The following is a 22,583-nucleotide window of genomic DNA, read 5'->3' as shown; positions in this document are numbered from 1 at the left end:
CAAATAACAACACCAACCGCTTACAAAACAAACACCTGGTATCATTATCACTCTGCAAAAAATCATATCTCATTATTCATGAAGCATAAAAATTGAACAACATTGAGTACTGATTGACTTTTTACGGTAATTAAAATTGAAACAGCCATTCCTATCCATTTTCATAAAGCAGTTAAGCGTCACTAGCAGCATATATTGACATCACAATCAAGCAATATAGTCGAATAATATTTCAAGCCGTGGCTTGGCAAGATAATCCGCTATGCAAGAAATGCATTATTGCTAAATTTTAGGCATTTCACTTTCAACAGCAAAAAGAACAAGGTGTTGGTGTCTTATCATCAATAAAAGGTACCCACCATGAGCGACATTGTTATTAACACTCGTATTGAAGAAGATCTACTTGGTAAGCGTGAAATCCCAGCAGATGCCTATTATGGTATCCACACGCTTCGTGCGTATGAGAACTTTAATATCTCGACGACAAAGATCTCTGATGTGCCTGAGTTTGTTCGCGGCATGGTGTTTACGAAAAAAGCGGCAGCCAAAGCCAATATGGAGCTGGGCACAATCCCTAGCGATGTTGGCCAGTACATTATCCAAGCTTGTGATCTGATTTTGGACACGGGTAAATGTATGGATCAGTTTATCTCTGATGTTTACCAAGGCGGTGCCGGTACTTCAGTTAACATGAACGCCAATGAAGTGATCGCTAACGTTGCACTAGAGCTAAAAGGTGACGACAAAGGCGAATACCACATCATCAACCCTAACGATCATGTCAACAAGAGCCAGTCGACCAACTGTGCCTACCCGACCGGCTTCCGTGTTGCGGTATACAACAGCATTATTAAGATGATCAGCTCTATCGAATATTTGCGTACCGCTTTCGATGCCAAGAGCGAAGAGTTTAATGACATTCTGAAAATGGGCCGTACCCAGTTGCAAGATGCCGTGCCAATGACTGTTGGACAAGAGTTCCACGCATTCAGCACCTTGCTAAAAGAAGAAGTTAAGAACCTGAAGTACGCTGCTAACCTGCTGCTTGAAGTTAACCTAGGCGCGACAGCTATCGGCACAGGTCTAAACGCCGCTGAAGGCTATCAGGAACTGGCTGTCAAATACCTTGCAGAAGCCACAGGTCTAGATTGTGTGCCTTCAGAAGATTTGATTGAAGCAACCTCTGACTGCGGTGCCTATGTGACTGTCCACGCAGCCCTGAAACGCCTTGCGGTTAAGCTATCTAAAGTCTGTAACGACCTGCGCCTGCTGTCTTCAGGCCCTCGCGCTGGCCTTAATGAAATCAACCTGCCAGAAATGCAGGCCGGCTCATCAATTATGCCAGCTAAAGTTAACCCGGTGATCCCTGAAGTCGTTAACCAGGTTTGTTTCAAAGTGATCGGTAACGACACAACAGTTACATTCGCAGCAGAAGCCGGACAGTTACAGCTAAATGTCATGGAACCGGTTATTGGCCAGGCTGTATTTGAATCCATCGAACTACTTGGCAATGCTTGTATCAACCTTGCTGATAAGTGCATCAGCGGCATTACCGTTAACAAAGAAGTCTGCGAGCATTTCGTCTTTAACTCAATCGGTATCGTGACCTACCTCAACCCGTTCATCGGCCACCACGAAGGCGATATCATTGGTAAAATCTGTGCAGAAACAGGACGAAGCGTGAAAGATGTTGCCCTTGAGCGTAACTTGCTTGGCGAAGAGCAACTGAACGAAATCTTTTCCGCCAACAACCTAATGCACCCAGAATACAAAGCCAAACTGTATAATTAATCTTAGAAACAAGATAACTAATCTTCGAAAAAGGGGCTATTTAAAGCCCCTTTTGAATAATTCAAGTTAACTCATTTCAAGGTGTTAAGTTGGTTATAGAAGAAAATGAAAAGTGGAAATAACCATTTACAACAGCACAAATGCTTAATTATCTAGCAGGCTCTCACCCGTTAGCTCTTTTATTGGACAGATTTTACTGAGTTCATTCCACATTGCTTCACAAGAGGAGTGTAATTTCGAATAATAGCGGTAAACATATAAATCCAAAGGTACTGGGTCTCTTGATGAAAGTATTTTCAACTGTCCTGATGCCAACTCATCTTTTATTGCATAATCAGGCAACCAACTAATTCCTTTACCTTGTAAAACTAAGGCCTTAATAAAGTCTGTCATGGAAGAAGAGCACACAGTATTGTTAGTCAACTTGCTTTTAGAACGATGAAGCGCCCTTCCCATATAGCTTTCCGGTGTATAATCTAAACAAGGCACATCATCATTATTTGCCAAGTCGAACAATTCTTTGCCATCCTCATCGACCGCTGACACACAATACAGATAACTGCGGCCAAGATAGATTGAACGATAAGGAGCAACTTGCAACCTGTCTTCATAAAACGAAAACAAAAAGTCACACTTACCATCTATCAATTGCTCAACAGCGTCATCAACTTCATTCGCCTCAACAGATAAACGAGTATTTAATTGAGGGTCAAACAAGCATGAGTGCAACTTTGGCAGCAGACTGATTGAGATAGAGTGGGCAGCGCTCAGACGCACCGTATGCCGACCATCGAAAGAACTACCCGCGAGACGACTTACCTCTTCATCTATCTGCTGGAGGATGGACAGTGCCGTTGTCTTGAACTGCTTGCCACAGAGAGTGAGCTCAATCGGCGTTTTGCTGCGTTCGATTAACACCAAGCCTAACTCAGTCTCCAGTGACTTTATCCTGCGGCTGAAAGCTGGTTGGGTAACATTTCGGACAGCCGCAGCATGGGAGAAGTTTTTTAACTCCGCCAGAGTAAGAAAATCTTGCAGCCATTTTGTCTCAATATTTTTCATTTATTTTTCTCAATAAACATCTATCTATTGCAGTCGTCATCTTCTAACAACCCAGCCAAATCATGGTTATTAGCAAGATAATGAGAAGTCACTAGCAGAAAGGTATAAGGATCAATTACTCATTAACATATGTCTATTAACTTGATCACAATCCCTGACTTTCTCGTAATGCAATTTAATAACCGAGCCTTTTTTTTCTGCATTTCACAAGCTACCAGAATAATCATACCATCCGGATGTAACATTAATAACACTGACTTATCTTTTATATTAACAATCACACTGGATGAGACAGCTTAAAAAACATTCTAATTAATAATAATTTAACCAATAAGCTTAACAAACCTACATATTACTATATGAAATCTGTATCCTAATAAATAAAAGGTCAATTAAATGAACTTAATTATTAAGTTATTGTGTGGAATATTCGCTGGTATTCTCCTGGGCATGTTTGCTCCTGACGTTATTGTTCAAGCCCTAATTACAGCTAAATATCTGGTTAGCCAACTCATTAAATTTACTATACCTCTTCTTATCCTGTTCTATGTTACCAGTGGTATTGCTAGCCTTCCGAAAAACTCCGGTAAATTGCTGAGCAAAACCGTTGGTTTAGCTTATTTATCAACCCTAGGGGCGGGTATACTGGCCTTTTTGGTGGCCAAAAGCCTTTTCCCTGCCCTGCTTAGTGGTGCCGGACAACTGCCTGAAGCCGAAACTGTTCTAACCCCATTCTTAGAGCTTCAGATCCCACCGATCATGAATATCATGACCGCATTGACCGTGGCTTTCATTTTCGGCCTGGGGATTTCCAACACGGGTGCTGAAAACCTCAAGAAGATCAGTGATCAGGGTCGTGACATCATCGAACTGTTCCTTAACAAGGTAATGATCCCATCGTTGCCGTTCTATATTGCTGGTGTGTTCGCTGACATGACGGTCAAAGGGACAGTATTCGCAACCCTACAGACTTTCAGTTTAGTCTTGCTTGCTGTTGTCGCCATGCACTGGTTCTGGCTGAGTTTCCAGTTCGTCACTACCGGTGTCGCCCTGCAACGCTCACCGCTGAAAATCCTGCGCACCATGTTGCCGGCTTATTTCACCGCTGTTGGTACCATGTCCTCGGCGGCAACAGTACCGGTTACCCTGCAGCAGACTAAACGCAACGGGGTATCCAACTCCATCGCCAACTTTGTTGTACCACTGTGTGCCAATATCCATATGTCAGGCTCAGTGATCAGTATTGCCAGCGTAGCGGTGGCCGTCATTATCATGACCGGTGCCGGCCCAGTACCTAGCTTACTGGAAGCCCTGCCATTCCTTGCGATGCTGGGTATCACTATGGTTGCTGCACCAGGCGCACCGGGTGGCGCAGTGATGGCATCAGCCGGTCTTCTTGGCTCAATGCTTGGGTTTACCGAGGAGATGATTGCCCTACAAATCGTCCTTCACCTTGCCCAAGATAGCTTTGGTACAGCCTGTAACGTTACCGGAGACGGTGTTATTGCGCTGCTCATTGACAAAGTTTCTGACTCAGCCGAAGAGACTGGAGGCGAGCTGCTCCCTGCTGAAGAGGCCGCCTAAAGCACGTTGCTACAAAAGTAGAGAGCTTCCACACCACAGATGAAAAAAGCCAGCGACATGCTGGCTTTTCTTCACTATTTCAATGTGATCATTTAGATGGGTATTCGCCAATTTTGTCTTTGGCTGAGTCACCAGTGACTTTCCAGTGCTCATTAGGATCATAAGCTTCGTCACAGATGTCCAAAGTAAAGCCCATATCTACGACTTCTTTTAATGTCAGATTGTCAGCCAGTTTTGCAATATCGCCAGATTTGTTACGTAATTCCATATCCGTCTACCTTCTAACAAACGCCCTTTCACCTTCTTAAATATAGTGGCGATGCGGTAACTTGTCCTGTAGGTACAGAGAAGCGGCAATACCGGCTATATGTTCAACCGCCACATAACCCCACGCTTGATTACCGAACCATTTATGCTCGGCAAAGTAGAGAGAGATCAAGCTACACCTAAATATCTTTGCGCTCCTGTTCCATCTTGCTGATTTACCGCTAAGATATAGACAAAATAGAATGACAAACCATCTTAAGTATCGCTTTGATGTGTAACCAAGATTATCAACAAGGGATTGGCCAATGATAAAAGCAGCAACAAATCAATCTCAGGGAATGCTGTTGTTCAAACTGACCCACCAGCAGTCTTTTGCCATTGGTACGTTAAAGGTCAAAGAAATTGTGCCTTATACGCCCCTGACAGCCATTCCGCATTCTCACCCAACCGTATTAGGTGCAGCAAGTCTGCGGGGTGATACGCTGCCTGTTATCGACATGGCGAAAGCCGTCGGATATCCCCCTCTAACCAAAGATGAGCTAAAAAATAGCTATATTATTATCACCGACTGCCGCCGTATGCTGGTTGGCTTCCTTGTCCGGGGTATCGACCGCATTACCGAATGCAACTGGCATAATATTGATGCTCCGCCGAGCTCTTTGGGTAAAAATGTCTTTGTCACAGGTGTCACTAACGTCGATAACAAACTGGTGCAGTTGCTGGATGTCGAGTTGTTGCTATCAAAAGTCTTCCCAGATAGCCCTGATAGCTTGCACCCGATTCTGACTGATGTAGAACGTGAAGTACTACGCCCGCTGAAAATACTGCTGGTAGATGATTCAGCCGTTGCCCGCCGCCAACTTTCGCAAGCGCTGGACAGTATTTCTATCCCGTACTTCATTGCCACTAATGGCCATGATGCACTCGATATGCTCAAACATGCTGCTGGAGCTGGAGCGCCCTTTGATATTCTTGTCAGTGATATTGAAATGCCGGGCTTGGACGGTTATGAGCTTGCCTTTGAAGTCCAGAATACTCCGCAACTCTCGCATGCCTATATTATTTTACATACCTCGCTCTCAAGCGAGATCAGCGTCTCACAAGCCCACCAAGTTGGCGCCCATGAAGCATTAACTAAGTTTGAGGCCAACGAACTGATCCATGCCATGCTCCGTGGTGCAGAAAAGAAAAATAACGTTCAAGTGGCTTAGCCATATTTCTAAGCCAAGCCTCTTTGCTTGGCTTGATTCATTACTCTTTAGGACTATTGTGCTAATAAGTGTCGCCCAACAATGAAATTTATCGAAGTTAGGGCGCTCTTTACTCCTGTATAAGCTAGCTTTAGATCTAGCCATTATTATTGGGAGGCATCATGGGCGACTCATTAATCTTCGGTATCAATTTCCTTTCTGGCTTATTTATCATCTGCTTAGGGTTAGGTGTACTTGCGGTGATCTATATGTACATCACCGATATCCGCCAGCATAAGCACGCCATTAGACATAACTACCCGGTAATTGGCCGCTTCCGCTATTTGTTCGAAAAGCAGGGTGAGTTCTTCCGCCAGTATTTTTTCGCCATGGATCGAGAAGAAATGCCTTTCAACCGCGCAGAGCGAAGCTGGGTATATAAAGCGGCCAAAAACGTAGATCGCACCCTCGCATTCGGCTCTACCCGCAGCCTTGAGCCAACGGGCACCATTATGTTCATGAACTGCGCCTTTCCGACCTTAGAAGAAGACGCTGTTGCACCAGCCCCAGTTACCATTGGTCCCGATTGCCGAACCCCATACACTACCTCATCAATTTTCAACATTTCAGGAATGAGCTACGGCGCCATATCCAAACCAGCAGTACGAGCACTCTCCCACGGGGCAAAAATAGCGGGTTGCTGGATGAATACCGGTGAAGGCGGTTTGAGCCCCTACCATCTTGAAGGTGGTGCAGACATCGTTTTCCAGGTCGGTACGGCAAAATACGGGGTTAGAAATGCTGAAGGGCATCTGAGTAAAGAAAAGCTTGAAGAAGTCGCGGCGCACCCTGAAGTCAAAATGTTTGAAATCAAAATGAGCCAGGGGGCGAAACCGGGTAAAGGCGGGATTTTACCGGGCGGAAAAGTGACGGCGGAAATCGCCAAAATTCGTGGTATAGCCGAAGGCCAAGACTCCATCAGCCCGAATGGGCATATCGATATCCGCAGTGTCGGCGATTTACTCGATATGATTGACTTCATCAGGGAAACCACAGGTAAACCCGTAGGCTTCAAATCCGTGATCGGCTCACTCAACTGGTTTGATGAATTATTAGATGAGATAGAAAAACGAGGTAAAGCCAGCGCACCGGATTTCATTACTATCGACAGTGCTGATGGTGGTACTGGTGCTGCCCCCCAACCGCTTATCGACTATGTAGGTCTGCCTCTCAAGGAAAGCTTGCCTCTTGTGGTAGCCAGATTAGAAAAGCATCAACTAAAAGACCGAATAAAAGTCATTGCCTCAGGCAAACTGATTACACCATCAAAAGTCGCTTGGGCTATTGCCCTAGGAGCAGATTTTGTTGTCTCTGCCCGTGGCCATATGTTTGCCTTAGGTTGTATCCAAGCATTGCAATGTAACAAAAACACCTGCCCAACAGGGATCACCACCCACAACAAGCGGTTACAACAAGGACTCGATGTGGGAGATAAAACCCAACGAGTCGCCAATTACAATAAGTACATCCATTACGGCCTTGGTGTCATCGCGCATTCATGCGGGGTAACCAATGCCCGGCAACTTAACAAATCACACATTCGGATAGTCACCGAAAATGGGTTATCTATTGCTCTAGATAAGCTCTATGAAAACCACCAGTAAGGCAATGCTGCAATTTCCGCAACCATGCAAAGAATACAAACAGTGTTTTCAATAAACTCAATGGTTAAAATTAAACCAGATGAAAATTAACTTTCAAAGAAAAGATAATTTTGAATGGTGTTTTAATATACTTTTAGCCTTTAGCTCCCTCGTCATGAGCTAAGGGCGCATTATTTACTCTTTTGACCTTGTGCTGACATTTCACCACGGTCGACATGTCAAAGTACAACTACTGACTGACAACCCACTATAGACCCATGATTTCGCGCACTATCGCAGCTATTGCATTACTGACAGCATCCACTTTTTCTTTCGCTTCCCCAGAGCTGCTTGTTCCAGTTGAAGTTCCAAATACCCAACTTGCTCATGTTGAAACACTGGTCATTGATGGTGATATTAATGACAGCCTACAAATGCTACTGAATAACACACTAAAAAATAAAAGTAGTGATTTTTACGTCATTGACGACATCTCAGAAGATACGCTAAACAATACTCTGACCATCGTTATCACCTTGTACAACCAACCAATTTCATTACCAACGGATGATTGGTCCCTGAGTTAAAGCAACCACACAAAAACTAAACAGCGCCTATTAGGCGCTGTTATGGACGAAACAAGGCACAATCATTATCTTCAAGAAACTGGTGATTCAGCCAGTGGAGCGTGCTGCTCTAACTTCTGTTTCAAAATCTGTAAATTTACCGGCTTAGATACGAAGTCATTCATACCTGCATCAAAACATTTATCTTTCTCTTCTTTAACCACATTCGCGGTAAGAGCAATAATCGGGGTAAAACTACCAGTCTGCTTTTCAAGCTCTCTTATCTGACGAGTCGCTTCAAAACCATCCATCACAGGCATTTGGCAATCCATAAATATCACATCAAAGCGCTTCTCTTGATAAATATCTACCGCAAGTTTGCCATTCTCAACAATCTCAACCACGGCCCCTGCCTTCTCAAGCATCATTTTGGCCACTTTCTGGTTAATCAAGGTATCTTCAACCACTAGCACTTTTACTAATGGCTCCGCCTCTGTTTCTACTTTGCCTTGCTCTTCTTTCTTCTCAGATTTTTCGATCTTTTCCTTCAGGGCCGATTTGATATCAGTGCGAGTTTTTTCTGTTGGTAAAAGAGTTGGCTCGGTAGCTGGTTGTTCCTGCACTAAAATATCATCGCTAGCACTTTCATTTGCTAGCTCAGAACCTAGCACCTGCTCATCACTACCAGACTCTGGAGATTTGGATACCAACTTGAGTATTGCCCACTTCAGGTGGGCATCTTTGTAAGGACGAGTGAGGAAAGATTTTATCCCGAGACTTGCTGCTTTCTCTTCATCATTCATTTCAGGAGCAGCTGAAATCATCATCAATTGTGGGCAGTTGGCACCAAAATGTCGCTGTAATTGCTCAGCAAGTTCAAAACCACCCAAAATTGGCATGTATTTATCAAGAATTACCACATCAAAGGCTTTTTGTTGGGCTGCGGCTTTTTCAGCCATAGGGATAGCCATATGTGGATCAAGGCAACTCACCGCCTTGGCACCAAACGCCTCAAGCTGAACAGTAGTAATGCGCATGTTCAACATACTGTCATCAACCAACAGGATATTTAGCCCTTCAAGTACTGAGCGTTCTTCAACCGGTATATTGGTCTTCTCTTTCGGTAACTCGATAACAAACGAAAACGTACTCCCTTTACCCGGCTCACTATCAACGACTATCTCGCCGCCCATCAATTTGACCATCTCACGGCAAATGGCTAACCCCAGCCCTGTGCCACCATATTGCCTGGTCGTACTGCCATCAGCCTGTTGGAACTTCTCAAAGATGGCAGCTTGTTTGTCTTTAGCAACCCCAATCCCTGTATCGATGATTGAAAACTTAACTTTGGCGAGTTCTTCCGTGCTCCCTAAGTGTTCAATTGCCAGGTTGACCTGCCCTTTATCCGTAAACTTAATGGCATTGCTCACTAAATTATTGAGAATCTGCCTTAATTTAGCACCGTCCCCCATTAACATCGGGCTGATGGTTTTCTCTACCGAACACGAAAATTTAAGGCCCTTCTCTGCCGCTTTTATCATAAACAGAGATTCGACTTCCTTGTTCACTTCAAATAAGTTCAGGGGCACCGATTCTAGTTCAAATTGGCCAGCCTCAATTTTGGAAAAGTCTAGGATATCATTGATCAGATCAAGCAGAGACAGCGATGAGGTATGCAGCATATTAATGTATTCTTTTTGATCGGCTGGCATCTCCATTTCGCGCATCAGCCCTGATAAGCCAATGATGCCGTTCATTGGGGTGCGGATCTCATGGCTCATATTAGCCAAAAACTCACTTTTCTTTAAGTTGGCCTGCTCTGCGGTTTCTCTTGCTTCTTCAAGTTCCATATAGTGTTGGCGAATATAACCCGCAGAACGGTTGTACTGCTCAGCTAAGGTAGTAACTTCATCATCAAACCACCTTTTAGGGAGCGTAACGGGTAACGGAACGTTTTGCTCATTAAACTTAGTCACTGCGATAGACATCTTGGTCAGCGGTTTAACAACCAAGTGGTAAGCAATCAGCATGATACAAATCGAAATGAAGAAGATTTGTAAGCTATGGCCGAACAACAGAAGTAGAAAGGTATCATAGAGGCTTTGATAAACAGGCTTGAGATCTGACTGGACCATCAAGGTACCGAGTACAAACTCTTTCTTCATGGCCTGATGAGAAAGCTGCCACTGCTTTTCCAGCACGCCGTCATTCAGCGCTTCACCCAGTTCTAGAATGACCTGGCTATCATCGAAGATTTTGACATAGGAAATTGATGGTAGACTGAGTACCCCTTCAGCCTGTGTCATCAATAATTCTCGGTCTTCAACCCATAAACTAGACGTTAGACTGGACTGATAACTATCTTGGATTTGGGTAAATCGGCTTTCTATATCTTTGAGCTCGCCTTTGTATTCTAGGTATAAACTCAGTGTTGTTGACAGAAGTGTAAATAGTGAACTGAGCAAGATGATCGAAAACAGTAATTGCTTGGCTATACCAAACTGACGATGTTTTTTTAACGGCCTTGTCACGTCCTTCATCCTTAAACTCGCATCTTCCTATTACTCTACTAACCTAATAATAGACCTTCAAAACGGAATATTAAGACAAGGACCAAAAATGAAGAAAAAAACACTATTCTCATTAGGGGTTATGTTGAGTCTCCCACTATATGCCGTCAATACTCAGGCTGAAACCGTCAATTATTATGTCATCGCTAAACAAGCCGAACCTTTCCAAATTGAAGAAGGTAACAACCACCAAGGGATCGTGACGGATATCGTTAAAGCTGTATTCGAACAAAGTCCATATAATATCGAATACCATACCTATCCATTCAACCGCATGATCACACTGCTTGAAGCAGGCGGTGAAGCAAACTGGATTACGTACGGTAGTCCTAATTGGGGAGGCGTTCAGGCCGCAAACCTATCAGATAGCCCTATTTATAATGTTCATCATGTTTTGTTAAGTAGCACTGGCGCCCCTTTTAACTTCAATACGATGCAAGATCTACAAGACAAGGTTGTTGTTCTGTTACATGGTTTCGACTACCCCCAATTAGAGCCTTATATTGATAAAGGGGAAGTAGAAGAACTTCGAGTCAAAGATTACAGTGCTGCTTTTCGAGTGATCAAGAAATTACCCGGTGATACCGCTTTTGTTGAAATGGAGTCACGGATAAAATACAACCTCGGTAAGCAAGATAAAGACAAAAGCAACTATAATATCCAGTCATTTAATGCGGTTATTCCAGACTACCCAATTTATTTAGCCTTCGACCCAAAAATGGATCCAGAACTACAACAGTTTATCAACCAACGCTTAAACACACTAAAGTCGACAGGGAAGATAGACAACATTGTAGATAAATATCTTTAATAATTAATGCAAGAAGGCCACATTAAAGTGGCCTTCTTATTCGTCTAATTAAAAATTATTTAATAAAAGATGAGTCAAACATATGGCCTAATTTACTGGCTTTAGTTTTCAAATAGCCACTGTTATGAGGGTTATTACCCTCTTGTAAAGCGACCCGTTCAACGATATTAATCCCTGCCGTTTTAAGTGCTTTTACTTTTCGAGGATTATTCGTCATCAACTTGACCGATTCAATATTTAAAAAACTCAGCATTCCTTTACAAAATTCATAATTTCTCATGTCAGCAGCAAAGCCCAGCGCTTCATTGGCTTCGACCGTATCGGCACCATTATCTTGTAAATGATAGGCACGGATTTTATTTAAGAGTCCTATTCCTCGTCCTTCTTGACGTAAGTAAAACAAAACCCCGCTACCGGCATTAACGATATTTTCCATTGCTCTTGATAACTGGAACCCACAATCACAGCGGGCACTAAACAGTGCATCGCCGGTTAAGCACTCAGAATGAAGACGAATGAGCGGCGGTTCTCCTTGTTTAAGTTCACCATAAACAAGGGCAAGGTGCTCTTTACCCGTTTTCTGCTCAATAAACCCATACATTCGGAAGGTTCCCCACTGGGTGGGAAGTTTTGCACTGTCGACATAATGAACGTGGTTAAACGGTTCTTGTTCAGCGAAGTAATCCCTCACTTCCATCAAGATCTTACCCAATTCATTCTGCCCTCTCCCATCTCCGCCATCGCCCCAATAACTGTCTTTGTGTGAGTGCTCAGTCAATCGTTTTTCTCCCGTACTCACCAAGAGGTGAGTAAAATATGGATTCTGGCGAAATTTTTCAAAAACGATATAACGCATGACAGAATGACGGACATCCATCCAGTCCGATTTCACTAAGTGGTTATACTTCCTACTTAATTGAAAGGCTTCATCTGGTGTTGGGGCATTTAATATCTGTTGTACAACAGCAGGGTCGGTAAACTTTTGCGCTTGGTAATAATGTTCGCTGGTAGGCCAGATAACATCACTTAACTGGATGGGGCTATCTGCAAAGTTGGATAAAAAACCAAAATCTTCATTGGGTTCATAGAACTGAATTTCTTCAATCATTCATTGCACTCCTAATAAATGAACAATTACAACTGATGATATTGTAATGCCTCCTTTTGCGTACAATTAAGTATAGTTAAAGTATGAGAACCACAACAAAAAAGTTAAACTATTTTATGAATTACTCAATGATAATTTCGGTAAATCACTAAATATTCACCATTAAATAAATCAAACACTCGTTTAATTCATAAATAATAAAACACAAAATAATGCTAAAGTATTATAAGGGTGCCTAACCAATTAGCCAGTTAAGGTATGCAAATGAATATTGTTCTTAGTTCATGAAAAGAGCTATGGCAAGAGAATACAAGTAAATTAAACATGTATTCTTATTTTAGAAATAATAAAACGGCACAATGAAAGCTCATCATGCCGTTCCCTTATCGTTGTCTGTGCCAAGCCTGATATTGATCGTAGCAGGCTTCTTCATACAATTACTCGCCTTCTGGAGCTGTACGCTTACCTGTCATGAATTCTTCAAGGATTTCTGGCGTCAACTCACCGGCTTCCTCTAGGCGCTTCAGTTCTTCAACAATGCGCTTTTGCTCGTCAATCGAAGGGATCGCCAACTCAGGCTCTTTTTTGATATCTTCAGGAATAGAAAGATTGTCTAGCATCATTTCACTCTTGTCTTGCAGTATTTGAATTCAAACTGGCGTCAGTATACATGATTTGCAACAAGAAATATTGATCAAGATACATCAACTAAATTGGCCGATAACCAGTTCTGTTTCAACCAGTACTTCATAGTCATGATCGTGTTTATGGATCACATGTAGCTCAACTTCGCCAAGCTTGGGGTGCTTGAAATGATAATGGCCATCAGGAAAATGGGTGCTGCCATCCCCTTGAAAAGTGATCACAAAGTGCTCGATAAACCGACCGAGATCATCAAAGCCGTGGCGGGGCTGTTGGGTGACTTTGCTGACTGTAAATTCTGCCTCATGGCCAGACTGATCAAAGACCTTAACTTGCTCGCCAACTAGCTTCTGAACATTATCCATCGACATAGGGTTTTTAGACATAGTGACAGCCTCTTTGCAGATACGGTTCTGACTATAAGCGTAAACCACTCGCGCTAAAAACCACAAAGGGCGCCAATCGGCACCCTTTATCGTTACATCAATCGTAAAATCGCGTTATAGAATCAATAGCTGTCGTCATACTCCGGGAATGCGTCGCGCTGGCGTGCGATACGGCGCTTCTTCTTCTTTGAGGATTGCCCGAAATCTTGAAAATCTTCTTCAAAATCGAACTTGTGTTTTGACTTAGACCCTTTAGAGAATTTTTGATCTAACTTAGCCATGATTGTTTCCTGAAACCATTCCAGAGTAAGTAACAAATACAGATTAATTGAACGCTAGCAACGATACATGCCAACAGCAAAATATCACTACCAAACCTGATCGAAGTGTAACTTTGGATTATGACAAAAATACTAAACACCAGCGGACCGGCCACAAATAGTATCAAGGTCATCAATCCCATAATGCCGTTTGTGATATACATCTACATTCTCGTATCGCTATCCCCCCACTACTAAGGGGGGGATAGCGAGAGGATAGGAGATCAATGCATTTTATGTACAACAAGTAATTTCACTGGCATCGATAAAAGAATCTGATTGCCCTTTTAGCTCTTGTTTGCGCTATACACTTTCAATAATTTGATTAAATGGTACTGCCAGCATCGACTCTAGCATCTCTGCTTTTTCGATGTCTTCTCGCCATACCAAATAAAGCGACTGCTCCATTACAGGGGCATCCTCGACCGGGAACAGTAAGCCTTCCTGCACACTGGCCGCTACAACCGGTGAAGGCAAGAAACCCACACCTTTATTGTTAATCAAAAACTCCAATGCCATTTTACTGGAATGGGTATGCATAATTGGCGTCTTTTGGAGTTCCACTATCCGGCTATGTTCTACCGAAAAACGGGTACCCCAATCTAGATAAACCAACGGCAGTGATTTCAGCTGCTCCATCGTGCAACCTTTCTCTTTGGTTACTAACTGCAACTGGTAATCACGAACCTTGGTCACCTGCAGGTTTTCTATTTTAGGAGGCTCAGAGGTAATGGCCACGTCTACACTTTTATCCAGCAATTGTTTCGCTAGGCTCTGGCGTGGAATCGACTCCAAACGCAGAGCCAATCCTTCTACATGCTGATAGATGCGGCTTACCCAATCTGAAATACCATCGAATTCCCAGAATAATGAAGAAGCACCAATTGTCACTTGTTGATTCAGCGACTCCGTCAATGCCACATCCTGCCTTGCCCTACCCCAGGTTTGTAATATTGCCTCGGCATAAGGCTGCAGACGCTCTCCAGCAGCAGTGAGGTGCACATTGCCGCGCTGGCGCGAAAACAAGTCATTGCCCAATTGGGTTTCAAGTTGGCGAATACGAAAGCTCACCGCAGACTGGGTTAAAAACAAGTTGTCTGCCGCACGGCCAAAATGGCGTGTTTTGGTCACTTCAAGAAAGGTTCTGAGTAGTTCTGTATCCACTAGCGTCCTCGACGACGAAGATTAAGGGTTAAAAGGAGCATAATACATCTGGATGCTATTTCATCTTAATCAAATATTTTTATCGTTACGACGAAAAACTTTTGATTTACAAGATCAACAACCTGAAAGAATATCTGCGCAAATCACGTTCGGAAGCATATTCAATGAGAAGTGTAGGCAAATTTTACGACGATAAAAATTTCCCACGAGGTTTCAACCGCTCAGGTGTTTTCACCATTGGCGAAGCGCAACTATTAGAGAACTTTGGCCGCACCATGCGTGGCCTCGCTGATGGTTCATTATTTCCGGAAACGGATAATGAACAAGAATTTCTGGCCGAAATCAGCGGCGTGAAGGAAATTCATACCAGCTATGCAAAATGCTGGTCTAAGTACGTGAACAAAACCACTAACAAAGTACGTAGTTACACGTTGTGTGTTTCGCAAAGAAAGCAAAACAACAGCGACTATGAAGATGACGACGTCGATACCGACCTAGACATCTAAACTCTTTAAAGACGATTAACCATTAACGAATAAGCCATCCACCTTTGTGCGATGGCTTACTTCTTTTTACCCCTGTCAACGTTGACAGTAATTAGGCGACTGCTATGAAAATTTGTTTTGTTATGTATCCGTGGGACAAAGTTGAGCCAGAAAACGACTCAACACTGCGTCTGATCCACGAGGCTGCCTCGCGCGGTCACACGGTAGCCATTACAACACCGAATAATCTAACTATGCGGCACAGCACGGCGATTGCATTCTGCCAAGTGCTGAAACAAACCGAGGTATCTAACAATATCCCGAGTTTTTACCGCAAGGCAGAGTTTCGCAAAGCCCAGTTACCGTTGGCAGGTTTTGATGTCATTTTCATGCGCGCCAACCCGCCGCTGGATACCATGGCTCTTAACTTCCTAGATTCCGTTCGTGATCACACTTTCATCATGAACGATATCGATGGCCTGCGTGTGGCGAACAACAAGCTTTACACCACATCGCTACCGGATCCGAACAACGAGTTCATTCCAGTAACCCACGTGTCGAAAAACCGTGATTACCTAGAGCGCGTTCTAGAGGAAAACCAAAACGATCGCATGATCCTAAAACCGTTGAATGGTTACGGCGGTAAAGGCGTGATTCTGGTTGAGAAAAGCGCTAAGTCGAGTGTGAAGTCCCTACTGGATTTCTACATCGGCGACGACAAAAACTACGTCATTCTACAGGACTACATTGAAGGTGCTGAAGAAGGTGATGTGCGCATTATGATGCTTAACGGTGAGCCTATCGGTGCAATGCGCCGAGTACCAGCCCAAGGCGATGTGCGCTCTAACATCCATGCTGGCGGTAAGGAAGTGAAGCATACCCTAACCAAGCAGGAGCTGCGTCTGTGTAAGCACATCGGCCCTAAACTGGTGCGCGATGGCCTTTACTTCGTTGGTCTGGATGTAATCAACGGCAAATTGGTTGAAGTTAACGTATTAAGCCCTGGCGGCATTACCCGTATCAACCGTTTGAACCGTACTAAGTTGCAAGCTCAAGTTATTGATTTTGCTGAAACCGTGGTTAAGGCAAAAGAAGTCAGCATTGCTCGTAAAAATGAATTTCGTCAGGTGATTGCCGATGCTACAACTTTCTGAAGCGGAAATTCTGGAAAGGATCCAGCAACATGTTCCGTTTGAAGCGCAGCTTAACGATGGGAGCTTGACCATTCGCATCAGCGAATATCAACCATACATCGCCACAGCTATCCACCATGGTCACCGCCTTCGCGGTGACCTGATGCCAAACTGTTTGCTCACAGAAGAAGAGCGCTATTTCGAGGAAGACCCGTTCACGGGAGATTTCATTTCCTCGCTGCCGATCGTACTTCAGGGTGAAGATTCACGCTATGAGTACGACTTGAACCGTGCGCCCGAAAACTGCATCTATGATGAAGCTTGGGGCAAGCCGGTCTGGCAAACTCCGCTTTCTGATGAGGAACGTGCGGTTTCGCTGGCAAAGCACAGTTGCTACTACCGTATTCTGGCGTGCCTGATTGATACGTTGGAAAGTAAATTCGGCCTTTGCCTGTTGTATGACGTGCACTCATACAACTACCAGCGTATTGATCGCGATGTGCCGGTGTTCAACCTTGGCACGCGACAGGTCAACACCCGTCGTTGGCGCAAGGAGATTGACAGCCTAGTTGGCAAACTGCGCAACATCGAATTGCCGAACATTGACGTTAATGCCGAGGTCAATGATGTGTTCCAGGGCATGGGCTACCAAGCGAGCTTTGTCAAAGCCAACTTTGCCAATACGCTGATCATGCCGCTGGAAGTGAAGAAAGTCTTCATGGACGAGGCACGTGGTGAAAGCTTCCCGCTGGTGCTTGAGAAGCTTCGCGCTGAAATGAAAAACGTTCTGACTGAACACGCTGCAGAAACTATTCTGCGCCGTACCAAGGTCAAGAAGCTTACCAGCAGTCATGTTTTGGCATCCAAGTTGCCGCGTGAAGTACTCAAGCTTGACCGTCAGTTGTTTTCGATTGCCCGCGGGGTGAATACGCTTAGCTATATCAACCCGCTGAACATCAAGCAGGAGAAGCGTCGGTTCTTGCACCGTCCCTATGATTACCAACCTGACTTTACTTATCGTCAGCTAGATCTGGACCCGTTCAAGTTCCGCGAACAGTTATACCGTTTGCCGGTAGAAGATATCCGTGATGCGGATATCCAGGCAATGTATCGCAAAGTGATAGATCAGCTAGCAGTGCGTATCGACTTGCTGACCAGCATAGGTAGCGATGAGTTTTTGTATAACTCGCTACGTTACTATGGCCAGCCGGATCAAAACGACATCGCCAATGCCAACTTCATCTTGCACGCCTGTGAATATAGCGAGCCAGAAGAAGAGACAATCACGGCCCAAGAAGCGATTCAGGCGTTCAAGCTTGCAGCTGAAGAGTATGGCGTGAAGTGTAAAGTCGCTGGCTCCAAGCAATTGATTGCTAGAGCAATGGTCAGCGGGCGGACTATCAAGGTGAACCAAGCGGCGAAATTCAACCGCAAGGATCTTGATGCCCTGATCCACCACGAGCTTGGGGTGCACTTAGTCACCAGTGCCAATGCCGACTTGCAGCCATTGAAAGTCCTAAAACTGGGGCTTCCAGGTAATACCCATTCTCAGGAAGGCTTAGCAATATTGTGTGAGCACCTGTCGGGGAGTTTCCCACTGCACCGCTTGAAGACGCTGGCATTACGGGTTATTGCGGTAGATATGATGGTTAAGGGCGAGAGCTTCAACGAGACCTTCCATGTTCTTAAGCATGATTATGGGATCAGCAACGATCAAGCCTTCACCGTGACGGCACGAGCTTATCGCGGCGGCGGTTTTACCAAGGATTACCTTTACCTGAAAGGGCTTAAGGATGCACTGCATGCTTACGCCAAAGAAGATTTGACGTCGATGTTTATCGGTAAAACTGGTTTTGAATTCAAACCGCTACTGGATGAACTGATCACCCGTGAGATCCTCAAAAAGCCGGCTTACTTGCCCAAAGCACTAGCAATGAAAGATACCAGTGATCCTATCATTGGCTATATGCTCAAGTGTATTAAGTAAGGTCAGCACAAAAAACAGAAAAGCCGCAGGGTTCTAACCTTGCGGCTTTCTTTTTGTTGTTATGTGGGTACTTACATTGGCGCTCTAGTCTTCACACTCTTTGTTCTCGTAAGCAATCACCGACACAATGGCACCGTCTTGGTCGCTGATAGCGCATATACGCCCTACACCCGGGATATCCTTGGGTTCATAGACAATACAACCACCTGCCGCTTTGGCCGATGCTACGGTATCATCCACATCCTCTACCGTGATATAGCTACCCCAGTGGTTGGGGATATTCTCATAGCCATCAGGCTTGCCCATAATACCGCCCACAGGCTCACCACCAGCTTTTATAACATGGTAAGTCCCACCTTCCATTGGCATGGCTTCCACCTCCCAGCCAATGACTTGCCGGTAGAACTCAATCGCTTTCTCAGGATCATCAGTCATTAACTCAGACCAACTAAATGCACCGTGCTGCTCAAAAACACTCGCCATCTTGCTCTCCTTATCGATGTTGCACACCTGCTATTAAAGCTAGCCTAACTCACCAACTCTGCTCTCTAAATTCAGCGGGGATTTTGATCAATAGCTGTGATGTGTAGTATCAAGTTTAATCAGCTTAACAATCTGTTTTTATGATCTTTTCATATGCTTGTGCTTTGATTTCTTTTGGTAGAAAGTTACGATGACTTATGCAGCACATGCATTCAAACTTAAGGCATAGATTACCCATGGACAACATCAAACAGGCACTGGAAGCCTATAACAGCCCCCATCGCCACAACTTCAACCTAAATGGGCAATCTGTTTCCAATCTTGATGCGGTCCTGCATTACTTAACTAACGCTTTGAGTTCGGCAAAAGCTGATGAGACAATCAATATCCTCATGACCATGGCGAATATGGTTAGCTTCCAAGGTAAAATCGACGAAGCCATTAATGGATACGAGCAAGCGCTACAAACAGCAAATCAGTGGCAGCAAATATCCCTACATACATACCTAGCGATATGGCGTCACTATCAAGTTGATTCAGAATTGGTCAACTCACATATTGATGCCCTGTCCCAACTTTCCCCATCTACTGCCAAAACTGTAAGAGCGGTTATCACAATCATTGAAAGTAACCTAAAGACTCCCATTACTTATGGTCAAAATGGCTCCAATTCAGCACAACAGCCAAATGCAAAGCACGCCATTGTTACTCTTGGTTATAAACTCAACGCTGATGGTTCTATCGCCCCCCCTCTCGAATTACGGCTGGAAAAAACTCTCGAAATAGCAACCCTTAATCCAGACAGTATTATCATTGTCACAGGCGGTGTAGAGACAGCAGGGATAACCGAAGCGGAACAAATGGAACGCTGGCTATTGGCAAGAGGAATCAATGGCAGACGGATTATCAAAGAAGATAAAGCCATCAATACGATAGAAAACGCCCAACGCAGTTTGGGGATCTTGCAGGCTCAGGAGATCAGAAAAGCTACGTTAGTCAGCGCTTCAATTCATGTTCACCGTTCCCAGATTTTATTTGAGACCGTTCTATATAGAAGCCGACAAAGCAGTCATAGTAATTCTGTAGCTACAATGACTTTTGACCACATAGCCGTCGAAGATGGCTTATCACCAGATGCCATTCCAACAGGACAAACACGCATCAATTGCTATATTGATGCGCTTCGAGGAGCTGGGCTAAAGGCTTTTCAGTGTGGCCATTTCACGCAAATATAGAACAAAAAAAAGGCCCTCCATGGGCCTTACTCTCAAACCGCACGTGGCGGATGGAGGTCAAATGCTAATAGTAAAACCCTTCATACTGGGTATATTCAAAAGGCTCTAGCTCGTATTTACTTTCAAGGAAGGTGATAAGGTCGACCAAATCAGTAACGGTCATCACATCGTTATAGCTTGGCATGATTGATTCGCCAGATCGGACGACTTCACCGGGGTCAAACCCTTGTGCAATACGGTGGCTTGGGTTAATGACCGAGATAACCAATTCCTGATACTTCTTAAGCCTTGGTACGGGGCCACCTAGCTCTACGCTCACACCAGATTCATCTAATACTTCTGGACGCTCATAGCCTTCCATAGTGTGGCAGCTGAGGCATTGGTAGTGTTGGAACAACTCTTCACCATGGGCGGCATTGCCCGGTGGCAATGTAAACGCAGCGGTATTACCACGTTCGGGCGGTGAACACCCAGTTAATATGGCAACTAATACTGTACCAAGTAGTAATGATAAAGTTTTCATAAATCACCACCTGTCTTTTGCTTGGATTTGTTCAACAGATTCTGTGGCTATGTTAAGTGTAGGAGTGGATGTGAAGCACTACAGGCTAGATGAACGGCTAAATCCGCCTTGGTTGATTCAGGTCAAAAATACTGAGCACATTGAGCAATGTTTGGCTCGGGCGCGACTTTAGGAGGCGAACAGCGAAGTTCGAAAAAGTAGATTAGCGCAAGATACAGGGTTAGGATTAACCGTAAGCAACGTCTAAACGAAAACACTTAATTTGTGAGAGTTACCCAAATGTCTAACGTAGTTCAGTTCTCGGCTTTTAGTGGCAATAACAAAAATAACACCCCTACAGCTAACAAGCCACTGAGTCCCAAAGCGTTAAGAGAGCAAGCGGCTATAAAACAAGACAATCGCTGTTATTTTTGTGGCGAGCGTAACACGCCTAAGGCACTCGGCTGGCTAGATAAGACCGGTTTCAAAGCAAAGACACATGTTATCTGTGGCTCCTGTAGCTCAAGTGCCAAGTCACGTTCAATGGATGAGCTGCGTATCATCCTAGCTCTGAAAGCATTGGATTTCAGAACGGTAAAACTGCAGCAGTACCTCGAATTAAGGGATAAAGGGGTACAAATAGACGGCGTACGTGAGTACAAGTTCTACTTTGAAAAGGCAGGCAATAATCCCGATAAGGTATAACAAACCTTGCTACTTACTTTAAAGTACTAATAAAAACAGCCCGGCAAAAGCCGGGCTGTTCTAAAAGATTTGCTCTAGTTGGTACTTTAGATAACACCCAACTCGCGCAGACGCTCCATCAGATAACTGTTCGCAGTATGGCGCTCTGACAGCACAACCTCTGGTTTAGGGTGCAGGAATAACGGGAGTGAAATACGCGCTTTCGTCTTGTCCGCCCCTTCAGGGTTGATTACACGGTGCGTCGTCGACGGGAAGTAACCCCCAGAAGCTTCTTGCAGCATATCGCCGATATTGATGATCAGGTTTCCAAAATCACACGGCACATCCAGCCACTCGCCTTCTTTGGTCAATACCTGAAGGCCAGGCTCATTGGCAGCAGGTAGCACCGTTAGTAGGTTGATATCTTCGTGGGCACCTGCACGGATAGCGCCCAACTCTTCATCACCTTTTAGCGGCGGGTAGTGAAGTACACGTAGCAAGGTCTTTTCGCTTCCATCAATCATCGACGACAGCGGCTGAGAATACAGTTCAGATACATTTGCCGGAGAATGCTCTTCGACCCAACCTAGTAGCTGGCTTGCCAGTTTATTGGCTTCCTCGTAGTAACGCTGCAACTCTGCTTTTAGCGTGTCTGGGCACTGACCCCATGGGTAGTAGTGGAAATATTCCTTGATGTCTTTCTTGGAGTGGCCTTTAGCCACTTCCGATACTTCTGAAGGGAAAAAACCGTCCTGCGTGTCAACATTAAAACGGAAGTTGTCTTTCTCTTCGGTGTTAAAAAATCCTTGCCAATTGTCATAAATCGACTGAACTAGCTGCTGCTGGATTGGGTGGTTCTTAAGAACACCAAAACCGGTATTACGGAGTGACTCGACAAAACGCTCGGCGGCATCGGGCGCATTGTAATCAACTGCTTCCAATTTCATAATTAATCTTCTTCTATCTGACT

Annotated in this window: 23 protein-coding genes; 11 read left to right on the top strand and 12 right to left on the bottom strand. The window is 44.4% G+C overall.

Annotated elements, in window-relative coordinates:
• Positions 1–360 precede the first annotated feature (360 nt).
• Positions 361–1,791 carry an aspartate ammonia-lyase gene (gene aspA / locus C9J01_RS00575; protein WP_107296170.1) on the top strand — a complete coding sequence of 477 codons (1,431 nt, stop codon included), beginning with the start codon at positions 361–363 and terminating at the stop codon, positions 1,789–1,791.
• A 144-nt stretch (positions 1,792–1,935) separates the two neighbouring features.
• On the opposite strand, the gene C9J01_RS00570 is transcribed toward aspA, so the two are convergent.
• The gene (locus tag C9J01_RS00570; protein WP_107296169.1) at positions 1,936–2,853 is read right to left on the bottom strand and encodes a LysR substrate-binding domain-containing protein; all 918 of its coding nucleotides are present in this window, start codon (positions 2,851–2,853) and stop codon (positions 1,936–1,938) included.
• A 396-nt stretch (positions 2,854–3,249) separates the two neighbouring features.
• Here C9J01_RS00570 and C9J01_RS00565 point away from each other — a divergent pair, with 396 nt between their 5' ends.
• Positions 3,250–4,437 (top strand): dicarboxylate/amino acid:cation symporter, encoded by a 1,188-nt coding sequence (locus C9J01_RS00565; protein ID WP_107296168.1) that lies wholly within the window; start codon positions 3,250–3,252, stop codon positions 4,435–4,437.
• 88 nt (positions 4,438–4,525) lie between these two features.
• Here the strand turns inward: C9J01_RS00565 and C9J01_RS00560 are convergent, their stop codons facing one another.
• The gene (locus C9J01_RS00560; protein WP_107296167.1) at positions 4,526–4,705 is read right to left on the bottom strand and encodes a hypothetical protein; all 180 of its coding nucleotides are present in this window, start codon (positions 4,703–4,705) and stop codon (positions 4,526–4,528) included.
• Positions 4,706–4,741: 36 nt separating this feature from the next.
• Positions 4,742–4,876, bottom strand: coding sequence for a hypothetical protein (locus C9J01_RS29980; protein WP_272898704.1), 135 nt, complete (start codon positions 4,874–4,876; stop codon positions 4,742–4,744).
• A 133-nt stretch (positions 4,877–5,009) separates the two neighbouring features.
• Between C9J01_RS29980 and C9J01_RS00555 the strand changes: the two genes are divergently transcribed.
• From C9J01_RS00555 to C9J01_RS00545, 3 genes are all read left to right on the top strand, one after another.
• Positions 5,010–5,915, top strand: a complete 906-nt coding sequence (locus C9J01_RS00555; RefSeq protein ID WP_107296166.1) for a chemotaxis protein — start codon at positions 5,010–5,012, stop codon at positions 5,913–5,915.
• A gap of 161 nt (positions 5,916–6,076) precedes the next feature.
• Complete coding sequence (locus C9J01_RS00550) at positions 6,077–7,558, top strand: FMN-binding glutamate synthase family protein (RefSeq protein ID WP_107296165.1); 1,482 nt, start codon at positions 6,077–6,079, stop codon at positions 7,556–7,558.
• A 257-nt stretch (positions 7,559–7,815) separates the two neighbouring features.
• A complete protein-coding gene (locus tag C9J01_RS00545) occupies positions 7,816–8,124 on the top strand; it encodes a hypothetical protein (RefSeq protein ID WP_107296164.1) in 309 nt (102 codons plus the stop codon).
• Positions 8,125–8,195: 71 nt separating this feature from the next.
• On the opposite strand, the gene C9J01_RS00540 is transcribed toward C9J01_RS00545, so the two are convergent.
• Positions 8,196–10,643 (bottom strand): response regulator, encoded by a 2,448-nt coding sequence (locus C9J01_RS00540; RefSeq protein ID WP_107296163.1) that lies wholly within the window; start codon positions 10,641–10,643, stop codon positions 8,196–8,198.
• A gap of 79 nt (positions 10,644–10,722) precedes the next feature.
• Here C9J01_RS00540 and C9J01_RS00535 point away from each other — a divergent pair, with 79 nt between their 5' ends.
• Positions 10,723–11,484, top strand: coding sequence for a substrate-binding periplasmic protein (locus C9J01_RS00535; protein ID WP_107296162.1), 762 nt, complete (start codon positions 10,723–10,725; stop codon positions 11,482–11,484).
• A gap of 55 nt (positions 11,485–11,539) precedes the next feature.
• Here C9J01_RS00535 and ribA read toward each other — a convergent pair whose 3' ends face one another.
• The 5 genes from ribA to hdfR form a co-directional block, all read right to left on the bottom strand.
• Complete coding sequence (gene ribA, locus C9J01_RS00530) at positions 11,540–12,592, bottom strand: GTP cyclohydrolase II (protein WP_107296161.1); 1,053 nt, start codon at positions 12,590–12,592, stop codon at positions 11,540–11,542.
• Positions 12,593–13,029: 437 nt separating this feature from the next.
• Positions 13,030–13,212 carry a restriction endonuclease subunit S domain-containing protein gene (locus C9J01_RS00525; protein WP_107296160.1) on the bottom strand — a complete coding sequence of 61 codons (183 nt, stop codon included), beginning with the start codon at positions 13,210–13,212 and terminating at the stop codon, positions 13,030–13,032.
• A gap of 84 nt (positions 13,213–13,296) precedes the next feature.
• Entirely contained in the window at positions 13,297–13,620 is a 324-nt protein-coding gene (locus tag C9J01_RS00520) for a DUF6916 family protein (protein WP_107296159.1), read from the bottom strand.
• Between the two features lie 122 nt (positions 13,621–13,742).
• A complete protein-coding gene (locus C9J01_RS29735) occupies positions 13,743–13,901 on the bottom strand; it encodes a hypothetical protein (protein ID WP_170114868.1) in 159 nt (52 codons plus the stop codon).
• Between the two features lie 342 nt (positions 13,902–14,243).
• Positions 14,244–15,104: an HTH-type transcriptional regulator HdfR gene (gene hdfR / locus C9J01_RS00515; protein ID WP_107296158.1), complete on the bottom strand. Its 861-nt coding sequence runs from the start codon at positions 15,102–15,104 to the stop codon at positions 14,244–14,246.
• A gap of 101 nt (positions 15,105–15,205) precedes the next feature.
• Here hdfR and C9J01_RS00510 point away from each other — a divergent pair, with 101 nt between their 5' ends.
• The 3 genes from C9J01_RS00510 to C9J01_RS00500 all read left to right on the top strand — a co-directional run bounded on the left by C9J01_RS00510 (position 15,206) and on the right by C9J01_RS00500 (position 18,709).
• A complete protein-coding gene (locus C9J01_RS00510; RefSeq protein ID WP_336596055.1) occupies positions 15,206–15,610 on the top strand; it encodes a MaoP family protein in 405 nt (134 codons plus the stop codon).
• A gap of 104 nt (positions 15,611–15,714) precedes the next feature.
• Entirely contained in the window at positions 15,715–16,743 is a 1,029-nt protein-coding gene (gene gshB, locus C9J01_RS00505; protein ID WP_107296156.1) for a glutathione synthase, read from the top strand.
• Positions 16,727–18,709 (top strand): flavohemoglobin expression-modulating QEGLA motif protein, encoded by a 1,983-nt coding sequence (locus tag C9J01_RS00500; RefSeq protein ID WP_107296155.1) that lies wholly within the window; start codon positions 16,727–16,729, stop codon positions 18,707–18,709. The genes gshB and C9J01_RS00500 overlap by 17 nt, the downstream gene beginning before the upstream one ends.
• An 84-nt stretch (positions 18,710–18,793) precedes the next feature.
• On the opposite strand, the gene C9J01_RS00495 is transcribed toward C9J01_RS00500, so the two are convergent.
• Positions 18,794–19,192 (bottom strand): VOC family protein, encoded by a 399-nt coding sequence (locus C9J01_RS00495; protein WP_107296154.1) that lies wholly within the window; start codon positions 19,190–19,192, stop codon positions 18,794–18,796.
• 236 nt (positions 19,193–19,428) lie between these two features.
• On the opposite strand from C9J01_RS00495, the gene C9J01_RS00490 reads away from it, so the two are divergent.
• The gene (locus C9J01_RS00490; RefSeq protein WP_158264466.1) at positions 19,429–20,427 is read left to right on the top strand and encodes a YdcF family protein; all 999 of its coding nucleotides are present in this window, start codon (positions 19,429–19,431) and stop codon (positions 20,425–20,427) included.
• Between the two features lie 64 nt (positions 20,428–20,491).
• Here the strand turns inward: C9J01_RS00490 and C9J01_RS00485 are convergent, their stop codons facing one another.
• Positions 20,492–20,950: a c-type cytochrome gene (locus tag C9J01_RS00485; protein ID WP_107296152.1), complete on the bottom strand. Its 459-nt coding sequence runs from the start codon at positions 20,948–20,950 to the stop codon at positions 20,492–20,494.
• 279 nt (positions 20,951–21,229) lie between these two features.
• Between C9J01_RS00485 and C9J01_RS00480 the strand changes: the two genes are divergently transcribed.
• Positions 21,230–21,634 carry a hypothetical protein gene (locus tag C9J01_RS00480; protein WP_107296151.1) on the top strand — a complete coding sequence of 135 codons (405 nt, stop codon included), beginning with the start codon at positions 21,230–21,232 and terminating at the stop codon, positions 21,632–21,634.
• Positions 21,635–21,720: 86 nt separating this feature from the next.
• On the opposite strand, the gene C9J01_RS00475 is transcribed toward C9J01_RS00480, so the two are convergent.
• Positions 21,721–22,560: a 2OG-Fe(II) oxygenase family protein gene (locus C9J01_RS00475; protein ID WP_107296150.1), complete on the bottom strand. Its 840-nt coding sequence runs from the start codon at positions 22,558–22,560 to the stop codon at positions 21,721–21,723.
• Between the last annotated feature and the right edge of the window lie 23 nt (positions 22,561–22,583).

Source organism: Photobacterium rosenbergii, from assembly GCF_003026455.1.
GTDB classification, from domain to species: Bacteria; Pseudomonadota; Gammaproteobacteria; order Enterobacterales; family Vibrionaceae; genus Photobacterium; species Photobacterium rosenbergii.
The sequence above is the reverse complement of the archived record's forward strand: the minus strand, read 5'-3'. Positions and strand labels throughout refer to the sequence as shown.

Coding starts and splice junctions, on each gene's coding strand:
- aspA (WP_107296170.1), top strand. CDS start 361: ATGAGCGACATTGTTATTAACACTCGTATTGAAGAAGATCTACTTGGT.
- C9J01_RS00570 (WP_107296169.1), bottom strand. CDS start 2,853: ATGAAAAATATTGAGACAAAATGGCTGCAAGATTTTCTTACTCTGGCG.
- C9J01_RS00565 (WP_107296168.1), top strand. CDS start 3,250: ATGAACTTAATTATTAAGTTATTGTGTGGAATATTCGCTGGTATTCTC.
- C9J01_RS00560 (WP_107296167.1), bottom strand. CDS start 4,705: ATGGAATTACGTAACAAATCTGGCGATATTGCAAAACTGGCTGACAAT.
- C9J01_RS00555 (WP_107296166.1), top strand. CDS start 5,010: ATGATAAAAGCAGCAACAAATCAATCTCAGGGAATGCTGTTGTTCAAA.
- C9J01_RS00550 (WP_107296165.1), top strand. CDS start 6,077: ATGGGCGACTCATTAATCTTCGGTATCAATTTCCTTTCTGGCTTATTT.
- C9J01_RS00545 (WP_107296164.1), top strand. CDS start 7,816: ATGATTTCGCGCACTATCGCAGCTATTGCATTACTGACAGCATCCACT.
- C9J01_RS00540 (WP_107296163.1), bottom strand. CDS start 10,643: ATGAAGGACGTGACAAGGCCGTTAAAAAAACATCGTCAGTTTGGTATA.
- C9J01_RS00535 (WP_107296162.1), top strand. CDS start 10,723: ATGAAGAAAAAAACACTATTCTCATTAGGGGTTATGTTGAGTCTCCCA.
- ribA (WP_107296161.1), bottom strand. CDS start 12,592: ATGATTGAAGAAATTCAGTTCTATGAACCCAATGAAGATTTTGGTTTT.
- C9J01_RS00525 (WP_107296160.1), bottom strand. CDS start 13,212: ATGCTAGACAATCTTTCTATTCCTGAAGATATCAAAAAAGAGCCTGAG.
- C9J01_RS00520 (WP_107296159.1), bottom strand. CDS start 13,620: ATGTCTAAAAACCCTATGTCGATGGATAATGTTCAGAAGCTAGTTGGC.
- C9J01_RS29735 (WP_170114868.1), bottom strand. CDS start 13,901: ATGGCTAAGTTAGATCAAAAATTCTCTAAAGGGTCTAAGTCAAAACAC.
- gshB (WP_107296156.1), top strand. CDS start 15,715: ATGAAAATTTGTTTTGTTATGTATCCGTGGGACAAAGTTGAGCCAGAA.
- C9J01_RS00500 (WP_107296155.1), top strand. CDS start 16,727: ATGCTACAACTTTCTGAAGCGGAAATTCTGGAAAGGATCCAGCAACAT.
- C9J01_RS00495 (WP_107296154.1), bottom strand. CDS start 19,192: ATGGCGAGTGTTTTTGAGCAGCACGGTGCATTTAGTTGGTCTGAGTTA.
- C9J01_RS00490 (WP_158264466.1), top strand. CDS start 19,429: ATGGACAACATCAAACAGGCACTGGAAGCCTATAACAGCCCCCATCGC.
- C9J01_RS00485 (WP_107296152.1), bottom strand. CDS start 20,950: ATGAAAACTTTATCATTACTACTTGGTACAGTATTAGTTGCCATATTA.
- C9J01_RS00480 (WP_107296151.1), top strand. CDS start 21,230: ATGTCTAACGTAGTTCAGTTCTCGGCTTTTAGTGGCAATAACAAAAAT.
- C9J01_RS00475 (WP_107296150.1), bottom strand. CDS start 22,560: ATGAAATTGGAAGCAGTTGATTACAATGCGCCCGATGCCGCCGAGCGT.